We start from the raw sequence: 23,633 nt of genomic DNA on the forward strand, positions 1-23,633 counted from the left end.
CTCCTTACGTGCTCCCTATTCGGAGACCACGTAAGTGTAAAGTCGGATCCGGCCATTGGCGTCGACCTTGCGGTAGATGCCCTGGATTTCGACGTCGAAGCCCGGGAAGGTGTTGAAGCAGGTCTCGAACATCCTGAGATAATCGATCATCGGCTTTGACCGTTCGGTGAGCCGTTCTCCGGGGACGATCGTGGCGATGCCGGGCGGATAGACCACGAACGGCGTCGTCGCGACGCGCCCGAAGATCTCATCGATCGGGAGGTAATCGACGTCGTTGCGCACCAGGCAGCGCGCGGCATCGTGGGGCGACATGGCGATCTCCGGCAAGTGATCGGCGGAGAACTGCCTGGTCTGAAGTTCGCTCACATTGGCCTCGCGAAAGAACCGGTGCATGTCGCCGCACAGGTCCCGCAGGCGTATGCCCGCATAACGCGCGGGCCTGCGCCTGGCGAATTCCGGGATGACGTCTTCCAGCAGCGCGTTGTCGTCATGAAATTTCTTGAAGGCGACGAGGCCCGATATCAGCGTGCCGGCCTTGCTCGCCTCCACGCCGGGCGTCAGCAGGAAGAGCAGCGAGTTAAGGTCGTTTTTCTCCGGCACGATGCGATTCTCGCGCAGGAACTGCGCCACCACCGGAGCAGGGATGCCGTGTTCCGCATAGCCGCCGGTGGTGCGGTCGAAGCCGGGTGTCAGCACCGTCAGCTTGTTGGGATCGGTCATGGTGAAACCGGCTTCCATGCCGGGGAAGCCATGCCAGGCGGCGTCAGGCGCGAGCTGCCAATAGGACGGATTGGTGGCGAGTTGATCCGTGCCGACGCTTTCCCACGGCACATTGTGAACGGCGCCTTCGCTGGATGCGTCGGGAATAGCGACGCGCTCGGGCACGAAGGGCTCGAAGAACCAGCGACGCTCGGCGCGGGTTTCCTTCTCCTCGAACTCGCGGCGCACCGCGCGCATCTTCTTGCGCAGTTCGATGCCGAGGCGGATCGTATCGTCCCACAACACTTCGCCCGAGCGGCCCTTCATCATCTGCGCGCCGACATCCAATGATGCGAACAGTGGATAGAATGGCGAGGTCGAGGCGTGCTGCATGAAGCTTTCGTTGAAGCGCCGGTGCTCGACGCGGCGCTTCTGCCCGCGGATGTGGCGATCCTTCATGTGGATCTGCGACGCCTGCGAGAAGCTCGCGAGCTGCTTATGGGTCGACTGCGTCGCGATGATACCCGGGGAATCCGGACCAAGCTCCTTGAGCCCCATGGCGAAGCGACCGGCATAGAGCGGGTGGAATTTCATGAAGCCCGCCCAGGCTTCGTCGAACAGGATGTAATCGCAGAGATGGCCGATGCGCGCGATGATCATCTCGGCGCTGTAGATGGTGCCGTCATAGGTGCACTGTTCGACCACGGCGACGCGGAACGGGCGTGGACGCTTCCAGGCCTCGGGATCCGTGACCAACGGATTGATACGGATGCGCTCGCGCAGCGCGTCCTCGTCGAGCGCGTCCCAGTTCATCGGGCCGATCAGGCCCCAGGGATTGCGCGTCGTTGGCACATAGATCGGCACACCGCCTGAAATCATCAATGCGCCGTGCAAGGCCGCCTTGTGGTTGTTGCGGTCGAACAGCACGAGGTCACCATCGGTGACCAGAGCCGATAGCGCGACCTTGTTGGAGGTCGAGGTGCCGTTGAGCACGAAATAGGTTTTCTCCGCCCCGAAGATCTGCGCGGCTTCCTTCTGCGCCTGCAAAGCAGGGCCCTCATGGGTCAGCAGATCGCCGAGATCGAGCACCGAATTGTCGAGGTCGTCGCGAAACACGGCTTCGCCGAGATGTTCCATGAACACGCGGCCGATCGGGCTGCGGCTGTAGAACACGCCGCCATTGTGGCCCGGGCAGGTCCAGAGCTGGTTGCCTTCCTCGGCATAGTCGACCAAAGCGCCGAAGAACGGCGTCTTCAGTGTCTCGGCATATTGCTTCAACCGGCTGATCAGGTTCTTGGCGATGAACGGCGGGGTTTCCTCGGACAGGAAGACATAGCCGTCGATGAAATCGAGCACCTCGACCGGGACGTCTTCAAACCGCTTGCGGCGGATCAGCAGGATGATCGGAAAGTCGAGGCCCCGTTTGCGCATCAGGTTGATCAGCGCCGCGGTCTTGCCTTCGAGGCCCTTCTTGCCCCAGTCGACCACCATGCAGCCGATGGCCGCGTCGGTCTGGACTGCGATCGTGGCGTCTTCGAGCTTGCGTGCCTTGACGACCTCGAAGCCGGAACGCTCGATCTCATCGACGATCTGATTGAGCCGAATGCCCTCGAGATCGTCGGCGTCGAATGTTGGCATCGCAAACAGGAAATTGAAGCGTTTGAAATAGTCCATTTGTGCACCGATCTTGTTTCGCAGCGATGTCTCGCTGCGTTACGTGACAATTCAGTGACTGAAGCCGCGTTAAGGTATCTCAGTCAGAAAAAAGCTCAGAGAACATGCCGCGCGGCGGAAGTTCCGGTGGCCCGGCATCCCATCGCGCATCTCGGCCTTTAAACAGGCAGTCGCATGATCGCGCAGGAATCACCAGCGGCGGCGGCGGGAGCGAATGGCTTGCGGATCAGAAGTCCTTCGGCAACAGCCAGATTTCCTAGCAGCGACGAGTCCTGTTTCATCACCGGCGTCGCCACCACGGTGCCGTCGGCGCGGGTTTCCAGACGCGTGCGCAGATAGTCCTCGCGCTGGTCGTTGGCGGCGAGGTCGCGGCCGAGCACCGCGGGTTCGAGCGCGTGAGCGACCTCGTTTCGGCCGGACAGCGCGCGCAGCAGCGGCACCATGAACAGGAAGCCGCAGACATAGGACGAGACGGGATTGCCGGGCAGGCCGATCACGCGCATGCCCTGGCGGCGTCCGTGCATCATCGGCTTGCCGGGCCGCATGGCGATGCGCCAGAACGCCATCTCGACGCCGGCATTGATCAGGGATTGCTGCACGAGGTCGTGGTCGCCGACCGACGCGCCGCCGGTGGTGATCAGCACGTCGGCCTTCAGATCGATCGCGCGCTGAATGGCCGATGTGGTCGCCTCCAACGTGTCGACGGCGATGCCGAGATCGACCACCTCGGCGCCTTCAGCGCGGGCCAGCGCACGCAGCGCGAAGCCATTGGAGAGCACGATCTGGCCGGGGCCGGGGACCGCACCGGGCATGACCAGTTCGTCGCCGGTGGCGAGCACGGCAACGACCGGCCGTCGCCGCACGGGCAGTGACGGATGGTTCATCCCGGCGGCAAGCGCCAGATCGCGGTCGGTGAGGCGGGTGCCGGCGCGCAGCAGCACATCGCCTTCATTGAAATCGACGCCGGCCGGGCGGATATGCTTGCCGGAAATCGCAGCTTCGTTGATCCCGACGACGTCACCTTCGCGCGTTGTGTCTTCCTGGATCACCACGGCGTCGGCGCCAGCGGGCAGCACGCCGCCGGTGAAGATTCGCAGGGCTTCGCCGGTCTGCAGCGGGCGGTCGAACGGCTTGCCTGCGGCGATCTCGCCGATGACGCGGAGCTTGGCGCCCAGTGTCGCATCGGCGGCGCGCACGGCATAGCCGTCCATCGCTGACATGGGCTCCGGTGGCTGCGTGCGCAGCGAAGCGATGTCGCGGGCGAGCACGCGGTGGAACGCGTCTTCCAGCGGCACCATCTCCTCAGGCAGCGCATCGGCGCCTGCGAGAATCGCGGCCATGGCATCGGTAACCGGCATCAGGGCCATCGCGGGGATCTCCGGCAGTGTGGGCGCCCGTCATAGCGGAGAGCGGGAGCGGACGCAAAACCACTGGCGCTTTGGCAGGGCAGGGAAACACGGTAGACATCGGCGATCATGACCGACAACCACGCCGCAACCGCCGATGAAGCGCCTGTCTGGCGGGCAGATGTCGATGCGCTGGCGTTCCGGCCGTCCGGCCATCGCGGGCTATGCATGGTGCACCGTCATGCGTTCCGGACGCTGCTCCGGCGCTACCCGTCGCCGGAGGACTGCGCGGCCTATTTTCAAGACCACAGAGCGGTGTTCCAGGCGGCGGCTAGCGCCAAGCTCGTGCGTGCGTCGGTAGCGGCAGATGCGAACTTTCATCTGACCAGCCGCGATCTCGCCCGCGCGATGTAAAATTAACGGTCGCGCCGCCGGAGCAACTCGGCTAAATTGGCCCTCTATTTCGCGAGGATTCCGATGCAACAGACCCAGACCGCCCAGATCTCCGCCGTCACCACTGACGTTAATGTCGTCGTGCAGGCCGTTCTGGCCATGGCGCTCGGTCTGTTTATCGTCGGGGTGGTCGGTTTCTCGCATATCAGCGCGGTCCATAATGCGGCCCACGACACGCGCCACGCCAACGCATTCCCCTGCCACTGAGACATGTCCGTCTTCAGGTCGATCGTTTTCTCGGCAGCGCTGGCTGGCGTGATCACTGGCGCTGCCATCACCGGCGCCCAGATGGTCGGGACCATTCCCCTGATCCAGAAAAGCGAAGTTTATGAGCGCAAGGCGGAAGCTCCGGCTGCTGTTGCGCCGACGGCTGCCGCGCAGCCCGCCCATACGCACGACCATGGCGCCGCCGCCCATAGCCATGAGGCCGAATGGGAGCCCACCGAGGGCTTGCAACGCAATGCCTTCACCACCGGCGCCAATATCCTGACGGCCATCGGCTTCGCGTTGCTACTGGCCGGCATCTTCGCGCTGCGTGGCCGGGCCGTGAGCTGGCGGGAAGGGCTGTTCTGGGGTCTCGGCGGTTTCGTCGTCTTCACGGCGGCGCCCGGCCTCGGCCTGCCGCCGGAGCTGCCTGGAATGCCTGTCGCCGACCTCACACTGCGCCAGACCTGGTGGATCGGCACTGCCTGCGCCACTGCGGCGGGGCTCGCCCTGCTGGTCTTCCGCAAGGCGTCATGGGCCGCCATTCTCGGCCTTGGCCTGATCGTCCTGCCGCACCTGATCGGCGCACCGCTGGCGCCGGCTGGCCATACGGATGTCCCCGAAACGCTGTCGCACAGTTTCGTCGTTGCAGCGGTCCTGACCAGCCTGCTGTTCTGGGCACTGCTCGGCGTCCTCACCAGCATCGCCTTCCAGCGCATCTCGCGGACCTAAAGCCCGAGTGCCTTGAGCGCCTCGGCGACCGATGTCGGCGAGGTGACGTGGACGGCCTGCAATCCGCAAGCGCGAGCGGCTTCGATATTATCGGCAAGATCGTCGAAGAACACGATGCGGTCGGCGGGGATGCCGATTTCCGCGATGACGTGCTCATAGGATTTTGCATCGGGCTTGCGAAGCCCGATCGAGGACGACAGAAACACCGTGCGGAAGTGACTGAGCAGATCGGCATGGTGTTCCGAGAAATGCGTGACATGCGCGACATTGGTGTTTGAGAACGCGTAGAGCGGCCAGCGCTTCGAGGCATGCGCGAGGAGTTCGGCGATGCCCGGCATCTCCCCGACGAAGATCGCATTCCAGCCTTCGAGAAATTGTGCCGGCGTCAGATCGATACCGAGCGTGTCGTGCAGATGCGCAAAGAATGCGTCGTCGGAAATCTCGCCGCGCTCGTGTCGCATATAGACGTCGCCGCGCGCAAACCGGCTCACGATGTCGTCCGGTGTACACTGCGCGTAGTCCGACCAGACCTTCAGCACGCGCGTGAAATCGATATCCAGCACGACGCGGCCGAGATCAAACAGCAGGGCGTCTGCGGAATTTGGCGTAAGCGACATCGTCATCTGTATCTTTTGGCTCAACGATTGAACATGTGCGGCGCAGGTTAGCGGATGGTGGCAGAAAATCCTTGCCTCCGCGTGACAAACCGCCCCGATATTTCTGTTGCCTAGGCAACTAATTCGTGAGAGCCTTTCCAAAGAGGGCGCTACTTAGAGCAGTCAACTGCCGGGCCCTGCAGGGAGAGAAACGATGGTGGACCGCTTGTGCGGGACGGCGATTGATGACGCGCGAGTAACGCGTGGTGGTCTAGCCGGTTACCGCGCCGAGATTGCCGTGAATGCGTCGCAGCAAGTCGATCAGCACTTCGCGTTCGCTTTCATCCAGACAGGACAGCAGCTTTCGCTCGCGTTCCAGCGCGGTCACGATGACGGCGTCATGGGTCGTGCGACCCTTCGTGGTCAGCGTAATCGAATGGGTGCGTGCGTCGTCCGGGTCGGCGTTGATGGCGACCAGGCCGCGCTCTTCCAGCATGGCAAGCGTGCGGCTGACCGGTCCCTTGTCGAAGCCGATGACGTGGCAGATGCGCGAGGCGGGAATGCCGGGCTCGATGGCCAGCAGCGACATGATGCGCCACTCGGTGACATTCACGCCAAAGCGCTTCTGATAGAGCGCGGTCGCGTTGCGCGACAGCTTGTTCGCAATGAAGGTGATGAAGGCCGGCACATAGCGCTCGAGATCGAGCAACTGCCCGCCTTTGGAAGCGGGCGCTCTCGCGGCGACAGTCCTGACATTGACCTTTGTCGCTTTCGCCTTGGCGGGCTTTCGAACCGTTTTCCCCGATCCATTCTTGCTCATGCACCACGATCCTGCCTGCCAGCATGACGTCGTCGAAATCGACGAGATCACGTGGTCCTGAGGAATAGAGACACGCAGCCGCAATTGCCAACAAGAAAATATGGGAGATTCACATGGTTGCCACGGTCACGACGGCATCGCCCCACACCCCGCCGGTGCTGTCCTTTGGCGGAGCCCTGCCGAACGACGCATCGTCTCAGCCCGTCGTCCACCTCGACGTCGATCCCTTCGCCATGGACTTCTTCGCCGATCCTCACCCCACCCACGAGGTGCTGCGTGAAGCCGGGCCCGTGGTGTATCTCGACAAATGGAACGTCTACGCGGTCGCGCGCTATGCCGAAGTTCATGCAGTCCTGAACGATCCCGCGACGTTCTGCTCGAGCCGCGGCGTGGGCCTCAGCGACTTTGCCAGGGAGAAGCCGTGGCGCCCGCAGAGCCTCATCCTCGAAGCCGACCCGCCGGCGCATACGCGCACGCGCGCGGTACTCAACAAGGTCCTGTCGCCCGCGGTAATGAAGCAACTGCGCGATGGCTTTGCCGCGGCCGCCGATGCCAAGGTTGACGAACTGCTGGAGCGGCGCAGTTTCGACGCGGTCGCGGATCTTGCCGAAGCCTATCCACTCTCGGTGTTCCCCGATGCGATGGGACTGCAGAAGGAGGGCCGCGAAAACCTGCTGCCTTATGCCGGTCTTGTCTTCAATGCCTTCGGTCCGCCGAACCAGCTGCGCCAGGACGCGATCGAACGCTCGGCGCCGCATCAGGCCTATGTCGCCGCGCAATGCCAGCGCGACAATCTCGCGCCCGGCGGTTTCGGCGCCTGCATCCATGCGCGGGTCGACACCGGCGATATCACCGCCGACGAGGCGCCGCTGCTGGTGCGCTCATTGCTGTCAGCAGGGCTGGACACGACGGTGAACGGTATCGGCGCTGCCGTTTATTGCCTGGCGCGCTACCCGCAAGAATTCGCGCGGCTGCGCAACGACCTGTCGCTGGCGCGCAATGCTTTCGAGGAGGCCGTGCGTTACGAAAGCCCCGTGCAGACCTTCTTCCGCACCACGACGCGCGACGTCGAGATCAGTGGTTGTCGTGTCGGTGAGGGCGAGAAGGTGCTGATGTTCCTGGCCGCCGCCAACCGCGATCCGCGCCGGTGGGCCGATCCCGAACGCTACGACATCACCCGCAAGACGTCCGGCCATGTCGGATTCGGCTCCGGCATCCACATGTGCGTCGGCCAGCTCGTGGCACGTTTGGAGGGTGAGGTGATGCTGTCCGCATTGGCGCGCAAGGTCGCATCGATCGAGATCACCGGCGAGGTCAAGCGCCGCTACAACAACACGCTGCGCGGGCTGGAGAGCCTGCCGGTTACCTTCACGCCTGCCTGAGGATCCTATGCCGAGCATTACGTTCATTCATCACGACACCCGTGCCGAGACAGTCCGCGCCAATGATGGCGATAGCGCCATGTATACGGCGCTGCTGCATGGCATCGACGGCATTACGGGCGAATGCGGCGGCGGCGCGGTCTGCGCCACCTGCCACGTCTATGTCGACGACAACTGGCTGGGCAAAGTTGGCGCAGTCGGTGCCGACGAGGATGAGTTGCTGGAAGGTGTCGCCAGCGAGCGGCTGCCGAACAGCCGGCTGTCGTGCCAGATCAAGATCACCGAGGCGCTCGATGGCCTCGTGCTCCGGCTGCCGGAGCGACAGGTATAACTCGCAAGCAAGACCGCGACCGGCAACGTCCGGACCCGCGCAATCAAGGTAGAGGGGAGAGACGACAATGAAGGGCTTCAAGACAGTTTTGGCTGCTGCGGCATCCTGCGTGATGGCGACGGCAGTGCAGGCGCAGGTGTCCGACGATGTGGTGCGGGTCGGCGTGCTCAACGATATTTCCGGCGTGTTTCAGGATACCAACGGCATGGGCTCGGTGGAAGCCGCGCGGATGGCGGCCGAGGATTTCAACGGCGGCGGCAAGAACATCAAGGTCGAGATCGTCTATGCCGACCATCAGAACAAGGCGGATGTCGGCTCCGCCATCGCGCGCAAATGGCTTGATGTCGAGAAGGTCGATGCCATCGTCGACGTGCCGAATTCATCGGTGGGTCTCGCCATCAACAATATCGCCCGCAACACCAGGATGACGTTCCTGGCCTCGTCGACAGCGACCTCGGACCTGACCGGCAAGGACTGTTCGCCGAACACCATCCAGTGGGTCAATGACGCATGGGCCACCGGCAACACCACCGCAGCGGCGATGATGCAGCGGGGCGGTGACGACTGGTACTTTCTCACGGTGAATTACGCGCTGGGGCAGGGCATCGAGGCCGAAGCCACCAATTACATCACGAAGAACGGCGGCAAGGTGCTGGGGTCATCGAAGCACCCGCTCGGCACCTCCGATTTCGCCTCGCTATTGCTGCAGGCGCAGAGCTCCAAGGCCAAGGTGATCGGCCTGGCTAATGCCGGCGCGGATGCTATCAATGCGGTCAAGCAAGCTGGTGAGTTTGGCATGCAGGATGGCCCGCAGAAGCTGGTCGCATTCCTGATCTTCATCAACGACGTTCACGGCATGGGCCTGAAGACCGCGCAGGGCCTGTTGCTGACGGAATCCTTCTACTGGGACATGGATGACGACACCCGCGCCTTTGGCAAACGCTTTGCGGCGCGGCCGGGCATGAACGGCAAGATGCCGAGCGCCAATCAGGCGGGTGTCTATGCCTCCACGCTGGCCTATCTCAATGCCGTGGCCGCCAAGGGCAGCGACGATGCCAGTGTCGTCGTACCGCAGATGAAGACCTTCAAGGGCAAGGACAAGCTGTTCGGTGAGGTCACAATCCGCGCCGATGGCCGTGTCATTCACCCGATCTACCTGTTCGAGATCAAGAAGCCGGCAGAGTCGAAGGGGCCGTATGACTATTACAAGCTGCTCTCGACCATCCCTGCCGAAAAGGCGTTCCGGCCGATGGCCGAGGGTGGTTGTCCGATGATCAAGTAGCCTGTCGCGCATCGATACCGGCAACATCAGTCGTTCCCGGTATCGATGTGGGGCCAGTTGCGGGAATTGGCGGATCGGTAGGTAACTTGCTGCTCCGCAGAAAATACATGCGGGCAATTTCAAACCTAAAAGGCTATTCCACGTACCTAATGACATCGAAACCCTTTGATTTAAAGGATTTGGAATGTCGATTATGGTTGGATTGATGGCCTTGCTGCTGCCACCTGCTGCGTGGTTGCTGGTCAAACGATATGAGCGTCATCTCGATGCGCAGATCGGGCCGTGGATCGTCAGTGAGATGAAGCCGCAGCGCAGCCGGCAGCGTCTCGTGCGCGAGCACCGTGATGACAGCGATCGCTGAAATCCGCCCCTATTCAGGTTACCGCAAAACTTACAACGCGCGCGCGTAACTAAGTAGTGCGCATTCACACTTGGCCTTGTCCTGCTTGGTAGTGCTGATCCCGCCACGAGCACCAGCCTGGATGTCTCATCCGTCCGGTTGGTCGCTTGATCTGGCCCGGGACCGCCGCCAAACACCCCCCATGTCGCGCGCGGTCCCGGTTATTGTTCGTAAACAAGATCGATGACGGCGCAGGATCGCGATTTCGCAGTGATGACGCGCTCTGGGACCTTCATGAGAAATTGCGCGTCGTGCTGGCCGCAAAGATGGTTGCGCGGCGACAGCAGCTCGATGAGCGCCTGCGCGATCTCGAACAGTTCGCGATTTCGTCGAAGCGTGCTGTCGCAGCATTGCGGTCGATGGCCGAGGGCGGTTGTCCGATGATCAAGTGACGGCCACTTGTTCGATGTCGCTGGCGATCATCGGGAATTATTTGCGGCAACCGGTGTTCTGAGGATGGGGGCCCACACCTGCGACGGGAGTGTGCCATGCTCAGGAAAATGTTGATCGGACTTGCCACAATTGCGGCCATCGGCATGACGTCCGTGCCGATGGATGCTTCGGCGCGCGGCGGGGGCGGCCACGGCGGTGGTGGCGGGCACGGGGGTGGTTTCCACGGTGGTGGCGGTTTTCACGGAGGTGCCTTCCACGGAGGTGGCTTCCGCGGCGGCGGTATGGCCATGGGCGGCCTGCGCGGCGGCGGGTTCGGTGCAACTCGTTTCGCCGCCATGCCCGGCGGAGCACGCTTCGCCGGAATGTCCAATCGAGGCTTCCATCACTTCGGCCACCATAATCGCCACTTCCGGAATTTCGCCCCGTTTGTGATCGGATTCGGTTCGTCCTACGCCTATGCGGGCTATCCGTATTACGACAACTGCTATGACGTTATACGGGTGCGGACTTATCACGGTTGGCGATGGCGGCGCGTGTATGTCTGCGGCTGACGCCGGGCGACCGCGGAGTATTCAATTCGCGGCGTTGTCCGTGACCAGATAGTGCCCGGACTTGCCACCCTTTTTCTCGACGAGGTGGATGCCCTCGATGCGGACACCGCGCTCGACGGCCTTGATCATGTCGTAGATTGTCAGGCATGCGACGGAGACGGCCGTCAGCGCTTCCATCTCGACGCCCGTGGGGCCCGTGACCTTGACCGACGCACGTACGCGGCAGCCCGGCAGTTTCTTGTCGGGCGTGATGTCCAGCGTGACTTTGGATAGCGCCAGCGGATGGCACAGCGGGATCAGATCCGATGTGCGCTTTGCCGCCATGATGCCGGCGATACGCGCCGTGCCGAGCACGTCGCCCTTTTTGGCATTGCCGGAGACGATCATGTCGAGCGTCGCCTTGCTCATGACCACCAGACCTTCGGCCACCGCGATGCGTTCGGTCGCCGGTTTCTCCGACACATCGACCATGCGGGCTTCGCCCGAGGAATCGATGTGGGTGAGGGCCGGGGCCTGCTTCGATTTTTTCGTCTTGCCGGCCATGATCAATGCGTTCCGTTCGCGCGCTTGAGTAGCGTCTGCGTTGCAGCCGTCACGTCCGCCTGCCGCATCAGGCTTTCGCCGACCAGGAAGGTGGAGATGCCGACGCACTCGAGGCGTGCGAGGTCGTCTGGCGTGAAGATGCCGCTTTCGCCGACCTTGAGACGATCCTTGGGGATCATCGGCGCCAGCGTTTCGCTGGCGGTCAGCGTGGTCTCGAAGGTGCGCAGGTTGCGGTTGTTGATGCCGATCATCGGCGAGCGCAGGTTCAGCGCGCGTTCCAGCTCCGGCTGGTCGTGGATTTCGATCAGCACATCCATGCCCTGGTCGATGGCGGCGTCTTCGATGTCACGCGCCTGCGCATCGTCGAGTGCAGCCATGATGATCAGGATGCAATCGGCGCCATGGGCGCGGGCCTCGACCACCTGATAGGTGTCGAACATGAAGTCCTTGCGCAGCACCGGCAGTTTGGTCGCGGCGCGCGCCGCGACCATGAAGTCGAGATGCCCTTCAAAGGACGGCGTATCGGTCAGGACCGAGAGACACGCGGCGCCGCCGGCCTCATAGGCTCTGGCCAGCGTCGGCGGGTCGAAGTCCTCGCGAATGAGTCCCTTGGACGGCGACGCCTTCTTGATTTCGGCAATCAGCGCAAACTCGTTCTTGTCGAGCTTCCTGTGGATCGCGGTCATGAAGCCGCGCGGTGCGGGCGCAGCCTTGGCCAGCGCTTCGATGGATGCGAGCGGATGGGCGCGTTTCGCCGCCGCGATTTCCTCGCGCTTGTAAGCTTCGATCTTGGTCAGGATGTCGGACATGGTCGTCTCACAGGTTGGCGTTGGAGACGGCGACCAGTCGCTTCAGCTTCTCCAGCGCCGCGCCGCTGTCGAGCGACTTCTGACCGAGTGCCACGCCTTCCTTCACGTCCTTGACCTTGCCGGCCACGATCAGGGCCGCGGCTGCATTGAGCAGCGCGACGTCACGGAAGGCGCTCGGCTTGCCATCGAGCACGGCCTGCAGTGAGGCGGCGTTCTCCTGGGCGTCGCCGCCCTTCAGGGAATCCGGACCGGTGCGCGGCAGGCCCGCGTCCTCGGGCGAAATCTCGAAGCTGCGGATATTGCCGTTCTCCAGCGCTGCCACAAAGGTCGGGCCGGTGAGGGTGATCTCATCGAGGCCGTCGGAGCCGTGCACCACCCAGGCGGATTCGGAGCCGAGATTCTTCAGCACCTGTGCCAGCGGCAGCACCCATTGCCGCGAGAACACGCCGACCATCTGCCGGGTGACTCCCGCCGGATTGGAAAGCGGTCCCAGCAGATTGAAAATCGTGCGGGTGGCAAGTTCGACGCGGGTCGGGCCGACATTCTTCATGGCCGGATGATGCGCCGGCGCGAACATGAAGCCGATGCCTGTCTCTCTAAGGCAGCGGCTGACGTCGTCGGGCGTGAGATCGATCCTGACGCCGAGGGCCGCCAGCACGTCGGCCGCGCCGGAGCGCGACGACAGCGCACGATTGCCGTGCTTGGCCACCGGCACACCGCAGCCGGCGACGATGAACGAGGCGCAGGTCGAGACATTCACGGAGCCGGAGCCATCGCCGCCGGTACCGACCACGTCGACAGCGCCGGCCGGTGCGTCGACCCGCAGCATCTTGGCGCGCATCACCTCAACCGCGCCGGTGATCTCGTCCACGGTCTCGCCGCGCACGCGCAGCGCCATCAACAGGCCGCCCATTTGCGAAGGCGTGGCTTCGCCCGACATCATGCTGTCGAAGGCCGCCGAGGCTTCCTCACGCGAGAGGGAGGCGCCGGTCGCGACCTTGGCAATGATTGCCCTGAGATTGTCCATCGGATGCTTTCAGAGTGATGCACATGTCATTGCAGGCGACATCTGCGACGAAGCCATCCAGCCTTTGCTTGTTGCTTCTGGATGGCTTCGCTGCGCCCGCAATGACGACGTGGGTTTCCTAATTGGTGTTGCTGTTCGCGGCACCAGTGGCGATTGCAACGGCTTCCGCGTTGATCTTGGTGCCGATCTGCGTCTCGAGCCTGGTGACATACTGCGCGACCTGTTCGTCGGTCAGCCCGCGCTGCAGCGTCTCCTTGAGCTTCTTGGCGTCTTCGGAGGCCATATCAACCGCAGGCGCGGTGACATCGGTGATCCGGTAGACGATCCATTCCGACGGCGTGGCACCCTGCGCCTGTCCGGCCGAATCCTTGACGCCGCGGAATACGGACTGGATCACGCCGGCCGACAGGGCAGGGTCGCTCGCGTCGCGCTTGAATGGCGCGGAGGTCACGACCTTGAGTCCGGCTGCGGCGGCTTCGTCGGCGAGCTTGGCGCCGCTTTCGAGCTTCTTCGCCATGTCGACAGCCTTGTCGCGCAGGCGGGTGGTGATCTGCTCTTCGCGCCAGCGTGCCTCGACCTGCGGCTTCACTTCGTCGAGCGTACGGTCGCGCGCCGGCGTGACGCCGAGCACGTCGTACCAGATGTAACCGCCGCCGGCCTGCAATGCGTCGTTGTCGACACCGACATCGCTGTTGAAGGCCTGGGTCACGACGTCCACACCCGTGGGTAGGCCGGCAACGGGCTGGCCGTCCGGCGTACGGCCGGAGCGATCGACGGCCTCGATGGTGACGGCGGTGAGGCCGAGCTTTTTGGCGGTATCGACGACATTGGCTCCGCCACCGCGTTCGTCCTCGATCTTGTTATGCATGTCGGACACGACGGCGCGGGCGCGCTCGATGGCGATATCGCGCTTCAGGTTGGCGGCAACGCTGTCATAGCTCGGCGTCGTGCCGGCCTGAACCTTGCCGACCTTAACCAGCGTTACGCCGAACCGTCCGGTGATCGGCTGGCTGATACCGTCGGGTGCCAGCGAGAAGGCGGCATTGGCGACGGAGGGATCGATGATGCCCGCTTTGGCAACCATGCCGAGATCGATGTCGGAGGCGGACAGGCCGCGTTCCTTGGCGAGGTCCTCGAACTTGAACGTATCGTTCAGCTTGGCGCGGCCGGCTTCAGCGTCCGCCGCGTTCGGGAAGACGATCTGCGAGATCTGGCGCTGCTCCGGCGTGGAGAGCTTGTCCTTGCGCTCCTCGAACACTTTCCTGGCGTCGTCGTCCGACACCGTCGACCACTTCGCCATCTCGTCGGGCGTCAAGGCGAGGAAGGCAATCTTGCGATATTCGGGGGCGCGGAACTGGGTCTTGCGCTCGTCGAAATAGGCGGCGAGGGCTTCGGGCGAGGGCGCCTCAATGGTCCCGGCCTGCGCAGCATCGAGCTTCACGTAGTCGATGGTGCGGGTCTCGTTCTGATAGCGGCTCAGTGCCTCGATCATCGTTTTCGGCGGCTCGACGCCTGACGTGACCGTGCCGGCGATCTGGCGGCGCAGAGAGACCTTGCGCTGTTCGGCGATGTAGCGCTGTTCGGTGAAGCCCAGCGATCGGATCAACTGCTGGAAGCGCGGCGCATCGAAGCCGCCGGTCGGGCTCTGGAAGTTCGGATCCGCAATGATCTGCCGCATCACCTCGGCGTCGCCGACACCGAGGCCCTTGCGACGCGCGTCCTCGTCGAGGGCGGCTTCGGCGACGACCTGCTGCAGAACCTGGCGGTCGAGCCCGAAAGCACGGGCCTGATCCGAGGTCAGCGGGCGGCCGAACTGGCGGCCAATCTGCTGCAGCTTGTCGTTATAGAGCTGGCGGAACTGCTCGGTCGTGATCTCGGTCGAGCCGATGGTGGCGAGCTTGGATTGCCCATAGCCCTTGAACGCGTCGGCGATACCCCAGATGCCGAAGCTGACAATCAGCACGCCCATCACGACGGCCATAATCGTCTTGCCAATCCAGTTGGATGAGGCTTTGCGCATTCCTCGAAGCATAGGGTCTTCTTATCTGTCAGGAGGGGAATCGGCTCGCACCAGCAGCCCATGGGGCCGGAGGGCGTCGCCAAATAGGAGGCGCATCATAAAGTGGCAAAAGCCCGGTCGCAACCGGCTGGGGCGGGGCGGATTGAAGCGGTTTCCGGCGCTACCGCGAGGCATTAGCGGCCTATGGAACTTTCCGGCCCGCTGCTGCTTTGTTGAGCGGGCGTTCAGGCCTGCCGGGAGACATCATGCGCATCGGTTGGCGATCGGGAGTTGCCGCCTGCGGCATCTGGATGGCGCTGACGCCGGCAGGCGCGCAGCCAAATCCGGCGATGCAGAATCCCACGGTGACGAAGTCGACGAATTCGCAGCCGAAAACAGAAACGCCGCCACTTCCCGGCGCCAATAGTTTCACCGAAGGTCAGGCTCGCAAGTCGTTGGAGTCACAAGGTTATGTCGACGTGTCGCCGCTGGTGAACGACAGCCAGGGGATCTGGCGCGGCACTGCGATGAGCGGATCCAAGAAGGTCCATGTCAGCGTCGACTACAAGGGCAACGTCTCGGCGAATCCGGAATGACGGTGGGGATAGCGCGATGAGCAAGGTGACGATCTCCCGGTTGTTCGACGATTACGCCGACGCGCAGAAGGCCGTTATCAACCTTCGTGAGGCCGGCGTGGCCGAGGACGACATCAGCATCATCGCCAACAATGCCGACAAATGGTACGCGCCCGACTATGCCGCGGGCGCCGGCAAGGGCGCCGCGATCGGTGCCGGTTTTGGCGGGGTCGGCGGATTATTGGCTGGCCTCGGCCTGCTGGCGATTCCCGGACTCGGACCGGTCGTGGCTGCCGGATGGCTGGCAGCGGCCGCAGCGGGCGCCGTGGCCGCGGGCGCCGCTGGTGGCGTGATCGGGATGCTGGCCGAAGCCGGAGTCGCCGTGAACGATGCCGAGGTCTATGCCGAGAGTATCCGCCGCGGCGGTAGCCTCGTCAGTGCCAAGGTCGAGGCGGCCGACAAGGACCGCCTCGAGGCGTTGCTGCACCCATCCTCGGTCGATATCGCCAAGCGCCGCAGCGACCTCGCGTCCTCGGGCTGGAGCAAGTTCGATCCCTCGGCACCCGACCTTACTGCCGAAGAGATCAAGCGCGAACGTGGGCTGCGCGGCACCACGTCGGCTTGAGCTGACGGATCGCCTCTGTTAGCTCAGATAACCTCTTTCAAATGACAGGATATCCTCATGACTGATGCCGTTCGGCCGCTGATCGCCGGCAACTGGAAAATGAACGGCCTCAAGGCGTCGATGACCGAGTTTGAAGCGATGCTGCGCGGCGCGCCGGATGTGCTGGACAAGGTCGACCTGCTGGTCTGTCCCCCGGTCACGCTGCTGGCGAGTTTCGCGTCGAAGGCATCGAGCTTCGGGCAGGAGGGCCGCCACGTCGTCTCAGTCGGGGCGCAGGATTGTCACAAGAACGTCTCAGGCGCGCATACCGGCGATATCGCGCCCGAAATGCTGGCTGATGCCGGCGCGACCGCTGTTATTATTGGACATTCCGAACGTCGCGCCGATCATGGCGAGACCGATGCCGTGGTTCGCGAAAAGGCGCTGGCCGTCTGGCGCGCCGGGCTCACGGCGATCGTCTGTATCGGCGAGACCCAGGCCGAACGTGATGCCGGCAAGACCCTCGACGTCTGCGGCATCCAGCTGAAAGGCTCGCTGCCGGATGATGCCACCTCGGGCAACCTGATCGTGGCCTATGAACCGGTCTGGGCGATCGGCACAGGATTGACGCCGACAGCCCAGGATGTTGAGCAAGTTCATAAGTTTATCCGGGATCGTTTGACTGAACGCTTTAAGAACGAGGGGGCCTCGATCCGGATTCTCTATGGCGGTTCGGTCAAGCCATCCAACGCCAGGGAGTTGATGGCGGTTCCTCATGTGAACGGTGCGCTGGTGGGCGGCGCCAGCCTGAAGGCGGCCGATTTCCTTGCGATCGCGGCGGGCTGTCCCTAACTCTCACGGAATGCTGGAATTTGCGGTCCAGACCGGTCGGCGCGGGGGTGACAATCCCCCGGTCGATCGTGTAGACACCGCTGGATTCAAACCCCGCAAGCCATGACTGCAGCCGGCGATCGGCGCTGCGTGCTTGCGATGGAAGGACACGATGCAAAGCGTCATTATCGTTATCCACCTCATGATCGTCGCGGCCCTGATCGGGACGGTGCTGCTGCAGAAATCCGAAGGCGGCGGCTTGGGCGTCGGTGGCGGCGGCGGTGGCGGCTTCATGTCCAGCCGCGGCACGGCGAACCTTCTGACACGCACCACCGGCGTTCTTGCGGTGGGCTTCTTCCTGACCAGCCTGTTCCTGTCGTGGCTCGCGACCTATGAGCGCAAGCCGACCTCGATCCTGCCGGGCAACACCGCGCCGGTCTCGCAGCCGGGCTCGCCGCTGGCTCCGCCGACCTCGGGCGGTCTCCTGGATACGCTGAAGAAATCCGACGAGCAGCAGGCTCCTGCAGCCCCGGCACCGCCACGCTCGCAATAAAGCAGAGGCGCCATGCAGGACGGGGACTACCGTCCTGCATCAGCAGATCCCATCAAGGGGCTGCAATCATTTCGTTTTTCAAGTCACCCACAGCCTCACCGATTCTCGGCTGACGGCTGCGATTCGTTTTGGCGAATCGGTTTCGGAGCCTTAAAGGTTAAGTCCCATGGCGCGGTACATTTTCATCACCGGCGGCGTGGTTTCCTCGCTCGGTAAAGGTCTGGCTTCAGCGGCGTTAGGCGCGCTGTTGCAGGCGCGTGGCTACAAGGTCCGGCTTCGCAAGCTCGACCCCTATCTCAACCTCGATCCCGGGACGATGTCGCCGTATCAGCACGGTGAAGTGTTCGTGACCGATGATGGCGCCGAGACCGATCTCGATCTCGGCCATTACGAGCGTTTCACCGGACGGCCTGCCACCAAGCAGGACAACATCACCACCGGGCGAATCTACCAGGACATCCTCACCAAGGAACGTCGCGGCGACTATCTCGGCGCCACGATCCAGGTGATCCCGCACGTTACCAACGCCATCAAGGACTTCGTCCTGTCGGACAATGACGGCTACGACTTCGTGCTGGTCGAGATCGGCGGCACTGTCGGCGACATCGAGGGCCTGCCGTTCTTCGAAGCGATCCGCCAGTTGCGCAATGATCTGCCGCGCGGCGACACCGTGTTCGTGCATCTGACGTTGCTTCCTTACATCCCGAGCGCCGGCGAGCTGAAGACCAAGCCGACCCAGCACTCCGTCAAGGAGCTGCGCTCGATCGGTATCCAGCCCGACATTCTGCTGTGCCGCTGCGATCGAGATATTCCCAAGGAAGAGCGCCGTAAACTGGGGCTGTTCTGTAACGTCCGCGAAAGCGCCGTGATCGAAGCCCGTGACGTCGACAACATTTATGCGGTGCCGGAAGCCTATCACGTCGCCGGCCTCGACGACGAAGTGCTGGCGGCCTTCGGCATGACGCCGAAGGCGCTGCCCGAGCTGAAGACCTGGAACACCATCAACGAGCGTATCCGCCATCCGGAAGGCGCGGTGACCATCGCGATCGTCGGCAAATATACCGGCATGAAGGACGCCTATAAGTCGCTGACCGAAGCGCTGTCCCATGGCGGTATCGCCAACAAGGTGAAGGTCAATCTCGACTGGATCGAAAGCGAAGTCTTCGAGAACGAAGATCCGGCGCCGTTCCTCGAACACGTCAACGGCATTCTCGTGCCCGGCGGCTTCGGCCAGCGCGGCGCCGAAGGCAAGATCCGCGCGGCGCAGTTCGCGCGCGAGCGTAACGTGCCTTACTTCGGAATTTGCTTCGGCATGCAAATGGCGGTCATCGAAGCCGCGCGAAACCTTGGCGGCATCAAGGACGCCAACTCCACGGAGTTCGGTGAGACCAAGGAGCCGGTGGTCGGTCTGATGACCGAATGGCTGCGCGGCAACGAACTCGAGAAGCGCCACAATGCCGGCGATCTCGGTGGCACCATGCGGCTCGGCGCCTATCCGGCGACGCTGACCAAGGGCAGCAAGGTCTCGGACGTCTATGGCGGCGCCACCGAAATCTCCGAGCGCCATCGCCATCGCTACGAGGTCAACACGGCCTACAAAGACCGTCTCGAAAAGCATGGGTTGAAGTTCTCCGGCCTGTCGCCGGATGGCGTGCTGCCGGAGATCGTCGAATACGAGAACCATCCGTGGTTCATCGGCGTGCAGTATCATCCCGAGCTGAAGTCGCGCCCGTTCGAACCGCACCCGCTGTTTGCGTCCTTCATCAAGGCTGCGGCGGCGCAGAGCCGGCTGGTGTGAGACCGGAGGAGCGGATTTGGCGAATCTGTAATCCGCCGTCGGCGTGTGTGGGACGGAAGGATGGCGGATCACGCTTCATCAATCCGCCCTACGACCGAGTTGCCCATGTCGCTGCGCTCATAAGGGCTGCGCAGACTGCCGATTGATCGGCAGAAACCAATCATGCGAATGATCCCTGAGGCGTCGGTCTTCTGACCGGCCGAACGGACAGAGGGATGATCCATGCGCGCTTTCTATCACCCGGATCAGGCAATTCATTCGCCGCAGCAATTCATGCGTTACGGCCGCTTCGTGCCCATCAAGGATTCGCCGGTTCGCACCGAACGACTGATCGGCGCTTTGGCGCGGCACGAGATCACGCCTGAAAAGCCGGCGGAGTACGGCACTGCGCCCGCGCTGACGGTGCATACGCCGGCTTACGTACGCTTCTTGGAAACCGCGTGGGATAATTGGGCGCAACTGCCTGACCACGGACCGGAAGTGTGGCCGCAATATTTCCCGTATTGGAGCGGACGCCCGGAAGAGGCTGCACGGCGGGATTGCCCGGCAACCGGATTTATCGCTCAGGTGGGCTGGTATCTCGGCGATCTGTCGGTGCCGATGGGCCCCGAGAGCTGGCGTTCCATCCTGCGCTCGTCGGAAACAGCGGTCGCTGGCGCAGACGCTATCGTCGGCGGCGACCGCGCCGCCTATGCGCTGTGCCGGCCGTCGGGCCATCACGCGCGCGCCGATCGCGGCACCGGCTTCTGCTACCTGAATAACAGCGCGATTGCCGCGCAGCGATTGCGCAGTCGCTTTGGAAAGGTGGCGATCATCGATGTCGATGTTCATCACGGCGATGGCACGCAGCAGATTTTCTATAATCGTCCAGATGTGCTGACGATCTCGATCCACGGCGACCCCACGAATTTCGTGCCGTTCTATACGGGCTATGCAAGCGAGACCGGCCATGGTGCCGGCGAGGGCTTTGATCTCAATCTGCCCTTACCGCCCGGTGCCGGTGGCGCGGAGATGAATGCAGCCCTCGACACCGCGATCGAACGCGTTCGCGCATTTGGCGCCGATGCCCTTGTCGTGGCGCTCGGCTTTGATGCCCATCGCGATGATCCGATCGGCATCCTGAAGCTTGACGCAAAGGACTTCGGGAGCGTCGGCACCAAGATGCAATCGCTGGGTCTGCCGACGCTCATCGTTCAGGAGGGCGGATACGGCATCGATGCGATCCAGGATTGCCTCGATTCCTTCCTGACTGGCTTCAGGCAAGCGTAATTCGGATGGGATCGCGTAGAGCGGATTACGCTTCACCCTACCGCTCAGCCACAGGTTTCAGCTCTCGAAAAATACAAACGCCGCCCAGACCGACGGGTCTTTAGCGGCCGTGATCTTGCCCTGGATCGCTTCGATGCGGACCTTCCGGAGGGCGCTGGCGTAATCGAGTTTCTCGTCGGCCAGCACCTGATAGAACCGCGCCATGAAGTTGGCGGTGCCTTCGTCTGCGACCTCCCACAATGTCAGCAGCGAACGCCGGGCGCCGGCGATGGCAAGGGCGGTGGGCAAGCCGCGCACGCTGCCAATCCGGCTGGGATCGCCGAGCGCGGTTTGGCAGGCGGACAGCACGACAAGGTTGGCCGACGACAAATCCCAGTTCATCAGCTCGTGCGCATAAAGTACGCCGTCATTGTCGTCGCGCTGCGGCGGGCGGCTGAGATTGGGGCGCGAGGCAACGAGGCCGCTGCGCCAGAGCGCGTCGGTGCGGTTGGAGGCGGTCTTGTAGAAGCCGTGGGTGGCGAGATGGATCAGGGACGCGCCTTTGGCGTCGGCGCGGATCGTCGCTTCGCCGCTGTCGCTGCCCGAGAGGATGGTAACGACAAGGTTGCGCTTCTTCAGATCGGCGCTGACCGTATCAACTTCGGTCTTCGTCGAGGGTAGCTCATTGGCGGCGCCGGCATAGTCGAGCCCGCCGACCAACAGCGCCTTGTCGCCCGATGCAAGCCTGTTGTCGTTGTTCGCAAAGAACAGCGCGTCGGCGCGCGTCATGATCCGGGTGTCGTAAATCTCGTCGAGATAGCGGCCGCCGGCATCCTGCAGCATCGCGAAGGGCAGGCTGTAGAGTTCGGCATCGGGGACAAGAAACAGTCGTCTCACGTCGGCGAGCTGCGGCTTCAGCGGTCCGAGCAGCGTGTCATGGAGGCGACGGAAGAGCTTTGCATGATCCGGCGACGTCGCATCGACTGCGAGGAAGCTGTCGAGCGGGCCGAGATCGAACAGTGCTGGCGCGGTGTCGTGGCGGCGGATCACGGCCTGCAGCCGCATCTCCGGTTTTGGCGCGATCGGATTAACGCGGTTGCGGCGACCGCTGACGAAGAAGTCGACCAGCGCGTCTGATCGTTCGAGCCTTTCCTCGATGGATGGGAGCTTGAGATCGGTTGGCGCCTTGCCACCCATCTTTGCCGCAAGCGCCTGCCGCGCGTCCTGCAACTGCCTGAGTACGTCGCGTGCGTCGTCATCGATCTTGCCCGACGACAGCAATTCCTGCTGCTGGCCAGACAGTCGCAGCACGGTCTGTGCCAGTGCCTTGGTGGCGTCGTCAGGCAGCCGGTCGGCCGTCAGGCGCAGCATGGTGCGTTCGCCATCTTCCATTGTCTTCCAGCGCGACACCGCGTCGGCATAGGCGCCAGCCGCGGCTGGTTCGACCAGCGCGTAGCGGCCGAACTCATACAGGATATCATCGGCCAGTTTGCGCATGGTCTCGGCGACGTAACGGTTGCCGGCAGTGCCGACCTCACGCAGCATCCAGCGGAACGCCTGCTGCTCGACGTCCTTGAAGGTTGCCAGCGTGTCCCTGTCGCCGCGCTTCATTCGAGTCATCGCGACACCGAGCAAGGCGTCGAACGTGATCGGATGCTGACGCGCAATGGTCGTCTGCGAACGGTGATAGGCATCGATCCGCAGCGCCAGCGCGCGGTCGGTGTCGCCACGCATCTCATACTGATCGGCGGCGAGTTGCGCCGCCTTGATGCGCAGGAGATCCGGTGCGCCGTTCCAGTCCTTGACCTTGGCCATGGCTTCCAGATCAGGGCGGCTCATCTCCTGGTCGGGATGGAAATAGGCTTTGGTATAGGCGATCCAGACATTGGCCTGCTGGACATGTTCAGAGCGGGGATCGGCGAGTTCGGTCGCGCAGCGCTTTTGCAAGTCGAGCGTGCGTAGTGTTTCGGCTTCGTTGCCCATGGCCAGATGGTTGAGCGCGAGATTGCTGGCGCTCACCAGCGCCTGGATGCTGCCATAACCGTAATGCGCGATGCGCTTGCGGAGCAGCGGCTCGTCGATCGCGGCGGCGACATCGGGATGCCCGACCATGCGCAGCGCTTCGGCATAGTTATTCTCGGTGCGCCAGGTCAGCGGTTCGCGGTCGCCGAGTGCCTTTCGCGCGTTGAGGTAAGTCTCTTCGGACAGGTTGAGGCCGGATGCGACCGCGCCGTTATTGGTCAGTAGCGTCGCGAGGATGTCGCCCCCGGCAATGTCCTGCGCTGAGTTCGGGCCGTATTCCGCGCGCATGCGCTTGCGAGCTTCGGTCGCCACGGGGATGCCGAGATCGTATTGATTGCTGCGTTCGAGGAAGCGCGCATATTCGAACCAGAATGTAACCGCATCGCGGCCGCCGTCGCGCGCGGCACGGGTCTTGGCCGCTTCGGCAAAAAGATCCGACGCGGTCGCGTTGTCGCGCCGCCGCTCGAACGAACTGGCGGCATTGAGATAGGCCGTGATTGTGAGGCTGTGATAGTTGCTCTGCGTGACCTCGCGGAGCGCATTTTTCAGCCGGTCGCGGCCGCTGCCGTCGTTGCCTGTGCGCAGCGCGTTGAACGCATCCTGGATCTTTGCCGTGAGTTCACGCTCGCTGGGTGCGCGGCTGTTCTGGGCTTGGGCGACGGGGGTGAAAGCCGGCAACAGGATGAGGCCACTGGCGATGGCGATAGCAAGCCGAGCGGCAACGCCGGCGGCCCATTGCGCCCGGGATGACAAAGACATCT

At 63.2% G+C, this 23,633-nt stretch carries 25 protein-coding genes; 15 read left to right on the forward strand and 10 right to left on the reverse strand.

Going from position 1 to position 23,633, the window contains the following annotated elements:
* Positions 1-15: 15 nt before the first annotated feature.
* Together AB7828_RS04320 and AB7828_RS04325 are read right to left on the reverse strand one after the other, a co-directional pair.
* Positions 16-2,373, reverse strand: a complete 2,358-nt coding sequence (locus AB7828_RS04320) for an Orn/Lys/Arg decarboxylase N-terminal domain-containing protein (protein ID WP_441229483.1) — start codon at positions 2,371-2,373, stop codon at positions 16-18.
* A gap of 158 nt (positions 2,374-2,531) precedes the next feature.
* A complete protein-coding gene (locus AB7828_RS04325; RefSeq protein ID WP_441229484.1) occupies positions 2,532-3,740 on the reverse strand; it encodes a molybdopterin molybdotransferase MoeA in 1,209 nt (402 codons plus the stop codon).
* 108 nt (positions 3,741-3,848) lie between these two features.
* On the opposite strand from AB7828_RS04325, the gene AB7828_RS04330 reads away from it, so the two are divergent.
* The 3 genes from AB7828_RS04330 to AB7828_RS04340 all read left to right on the forward strand — a co-directional run bounded on the left by AB7828_RS04330 (position 3,849) and on the right by AB7828_RS04340 (position 5,108).
* Positions 3,849-4,133, forward strand: coding sequence for a hypothetical protein (locus AB7828_RS04330; RefSeq protein WP_439058230.1), 285 nt, complete (start codon positions 3,849-3,851; stop codon positions 4,131-4,133).
* A gap of 63 nt (positions 4,134-4,196) precedes the next feature.
* Entirely contained in the window at positions 4,197-4,379 is a 183-nt protein-coding gene (locus AB7828_RS04335; protein WP_089264725.1) for a CbtB domain-containing protein, read from the forward strand.
* Positions 4,380-4,382: 3 nt separating this feature from the next.
* Positions 4,383-5,108: a CbtA family protein gene (locus tag AB7828_RS04340; protein ID WP_441229485.1), complete on the forward strand. Its 726-nt coding sequence runs from the start codon at positions 4,383-4,385 to the stop codon at positions 5,106-5,108.
* Here the strand turns inward: AB7828_RS04340 and AB7828_RS04345 are convergent.
* On the reverse strand, positions 5,105-5,731 hold the full coding sequence (locus tag AB7828_RS04345; protein ID WP_439063774.1) for an HAD-IA family hydrolase: 627 nt from the start codon (positions 5,729-5,731) through the stop codon (positions 5,105-5,107). The genes AB7828_RS04340 and AB7828_RS04345 overlap by 4 nt on opposite strands.
* A 244-nt stretch (positions 5,732-5,975) precedes the next feature.
* Complete coding sequence (locus AB7828_RS04350; RefSeq protein ID WP_439063775.1) at positions 5,976-6,524, reverse strand: MarR family winged helix-turn-helix transcriptional regulator; 549 nt, start codon at positions 6,522-6,524, stop codon at positions 5,976-5,978.
* A gap of 233 nt (positions 6,525-6,757) precedes the next feature.
* Between AB7828_RS04350 and AB7828_RS04355 the strand changes: the two genes are divergently transcribed.
* The 6 genes from AB7828_RS04355 to AB7828_RS04380 all read left to right on the forward strand — a co-directional run bounded on the left by AB7828_RS04355 (position 6,758) and on the right by AB7828_RS04380 (position 10,863).
* A complete protein-coding gene (locus tag AB7828_RS04355) occupies positions 6,758-7,906 on the forward strand; it encodes a cytochrome P450 (protein ID WP_441232194.1) in 1,149 nt (382 codons plus the stop codon).
* 7 nt (positions 7,907-7,913) lie between these two features.
* Entirely contained in the window at positions 7,914-8,237 is a 324-nt protein-coding gene (locus tag AB7828_RS04360; protein WP_231080802.1) for a 2Fe-2S iron-sulfur cluster-binding protein, read from the forward strand.
* Between the two features lie 67 nt (positions 8,238-8,304).
* Positions 8,305-9,519, forward strand: a complete 1,215-nt coding sequence (locus AB7828_RS04365; protein ID WP_441229486.1) for an ABC transporter substrate-binding protein — start codon at positions 8,305-8,307, stop codon at positions 9,517-9,519.
* A 184-nt stretch (positions 9,520-9,703) separates the two neighbouring features.
* Positions 9,704-9,880 carry a hypothetical protein gene (locus tag AB7828_RS04370; protein WP_439071537.1) on the forward strand — a complete coding sequence of 59 codons (177 nt, stop codon included), beginning with the start codon at positions 9,704-9,706 and terminating at the stop codon, positions 9,878-9,880.
* 203 nt (positions 9,881-10,083) lie between these two features.
* Positions 10,084-10,311, forward strand: coding sequence for a hypothetical protein (locus AB7828_RS04375; protein ID WP_184516217.1), 228 nt, complete (start codon positions 10,084-10,086; stop codon positions 10,309-10,311).
* Positions 10,312-10,407: 96 nt separating this feature from the next.
* Positions 10,408-10,863: a hypothetical protein gene (locus AB7828_RS04380; RefSeq protein WP_441229487.1), complete on the forward strand. Its 456-nt coding sequence runs from the start codon at positions 10,408-10,410 to the stop codon at positions 10,861-10,863.
* A 21-nt stretch (positions 10,864-10,884) separates the two neighbouring features.
* Here the strand turns inward: AB7828_RS04380 and moaC are convergent, their stop codons facing one another.
* The 4 genes from moaC to AB7828_RS04400 form a co-directional block, all read right to left on the reverse strand.
* Positions 10,885-11,406 (reverse strand): cyclic pyranopterin monophosphate synthase MoaC, encoded by a 522-nt coding sequence (gene moaC, locus AB7828_RS04385; protein WP_441229488.1) that lies wholly within the window; start codon positions 11,404-11,406, stop codon positions 10,885-10,887.
* A gap of 2 nt (positions 11,407-11,408) precedes the next feature.
* A complete protein-coding gene (gene trpC, locus AB7828_RS04390) occupies positions 11,409-12,215 on the reverse strand; it encodes an indole-3-glycerol phosphate synthase TrpC (protein WP_441229489.1) in 807 nt (268 codons plus the stop codon).
* Positions 12,216-12,222: 7 nt separating this feature from the next.
* Complete coding sequence (gene trpD, locus AB7828_RS04395; protein WP_120289973.1) at positions 12,223-13,242, reverse strand: anthranilate phosphoribosyltransferase; 1,020 nt, start codon at positions 13,240-13,242, stop codon at positions 12,223-12,225.
* Between the two features lie 118 nt (positions 13,243-13,360).
* Positions 13,361-15,274 (reverse strand): peptidylprolyl isomerase, encoded by a 1,914-nt coding sequence (locus AB7828_RS04400; protein WP_089264519.1) that lies wholly within the window; start codon positions 15,272-15,274, stop codon positions 13,361-13,363.
* 233 nt (positions 15,275-15,507) lie between these two features.
* Between AB7828_RS04400 and AB7828_RS04405 the strand changes: the two genes are divergently transcribed.
* From AB7828_RS04405 to AB7828_RS04425, 5 genes are all read left to right on the forward strand, one after another.
* The gene (locus AB7828_RS04405; protein ID WP_441229490.1) at positions 15,508-15,837 is read left to right on the forward strand and encodes a hypothetical protein; all 330 of its coding nucleotides are present in this window, start codon (positions 15,508-15,510) and stop codon (positions 15,835-15,837) included.
* Between the two features lie 16 nt (positions 15,838-15,853).
* Positions 15,854-16,441: a general stress protein gene (locus tag AB7828_RS04410; protein WP_441229491.1), complete on the forward strand. Its 588-nt coding sequence runs from the start codon at positions 15,854-15,856 to the stop codon at positions 16,439-16,441.
* 57 nt (positions 16,442-16,498) lie between these two features.
* Positions 16,499-17,272, forward strand: coding sequence for a triose-phosphate isomerase (gene tpiA, locus AB7828_RS04415; RefSeq protein ID WP_441229492.1), 774 nt, complete (start codon positions 16,499-16,501; stop codon positions 17,270-17,272).
* Positions 17,273-17,423: 151 nt separating this feature from the next.
* Positions 17,424-17,804, forward strand: a complete 381-nt coding sequence (gene secG / locus AB7828_RS04420) for a preprotein translocase subunit SecG (protein ID WP_068730834.1) — start codon at positions 17,424-17,426, stop codon at positions 17,802-17,804.
* A 166-nt stretch (positions 17,805-17,970) separates the two neighbouring features.
* Positions 17,971-19,602 carry a CTP synthase gene (locus tag AB7828_RS04425; RefSeq protein ID WP_068730833.1) on the forward strand — a complete coding sequence of 544 codons (1,632 nt, stop codon included), beginning with the start codon at positions 17,971-17,973 and terminating at the stop codon, positions 19,600-19,602.
* A gap of 68 nt (positions 19,603-19,670) precedes the next feature.
* Here the strand turns inward: AB7828_RS04425 and AB7828_RS04430 are convergent, their stop codons facing one another.
* A complete protein-coding gene (locus tag AB7828_RS04430) occupies positions 19,671-19,826 on the reverse strand; it encodes a hypothetical protein (protein WP_158596801.1) in 156 nt (51 codons plus the stop codon).
* On the opposite strand from AB7828_RS04430, the gene AB7828_RS04435 reads away from it, so the two are divergent.
* Positions 19,825-20,871: a histone deacetylase family protein gene (locus tag AB7828_RS04435; protein ID WP_184516245.1), complete on the forward strand. Its 1,047-nt coding sequence runs from the start codon at positions 19,825-19,827 to the stop codon at positions 20,869-20,871. The genes AB7828_RS04430 and AB7828_RS04435 overlap by 2 nt on opposite strands.
* Before the next feature lie 57 nt (positions 20,872-20,928).
* On the opposite strand, the gene AB7828_RS04440 is transcribed toward AB7828_RS04435, so the two are convergent.
* On the reverse strand, positions 20,929-23,631 hold the full coding sequence (locus tag AB7828_RS04440; RefSeq protein WP_441229493.1) for a CHAT domain-containing protein: 2,703 nt from the start codon (positions 23,629-23,631) through the stop codon (positions 20,929-20,931).
* Positions 23,632-23,633 lie beyond the last annotated feature (2 nt).

Origin of the sequence: Tardiphaga sp. 215_C5_N2_1, from assembly GCF_052076055.1 — a bacterium.
Lineage (GTDB): Bacteria > Pseudomonadota > Alphaproteobacteria > Rhizobiales > Xanthobacteraceae > Tardiphaga > Tardiphaga robiniae.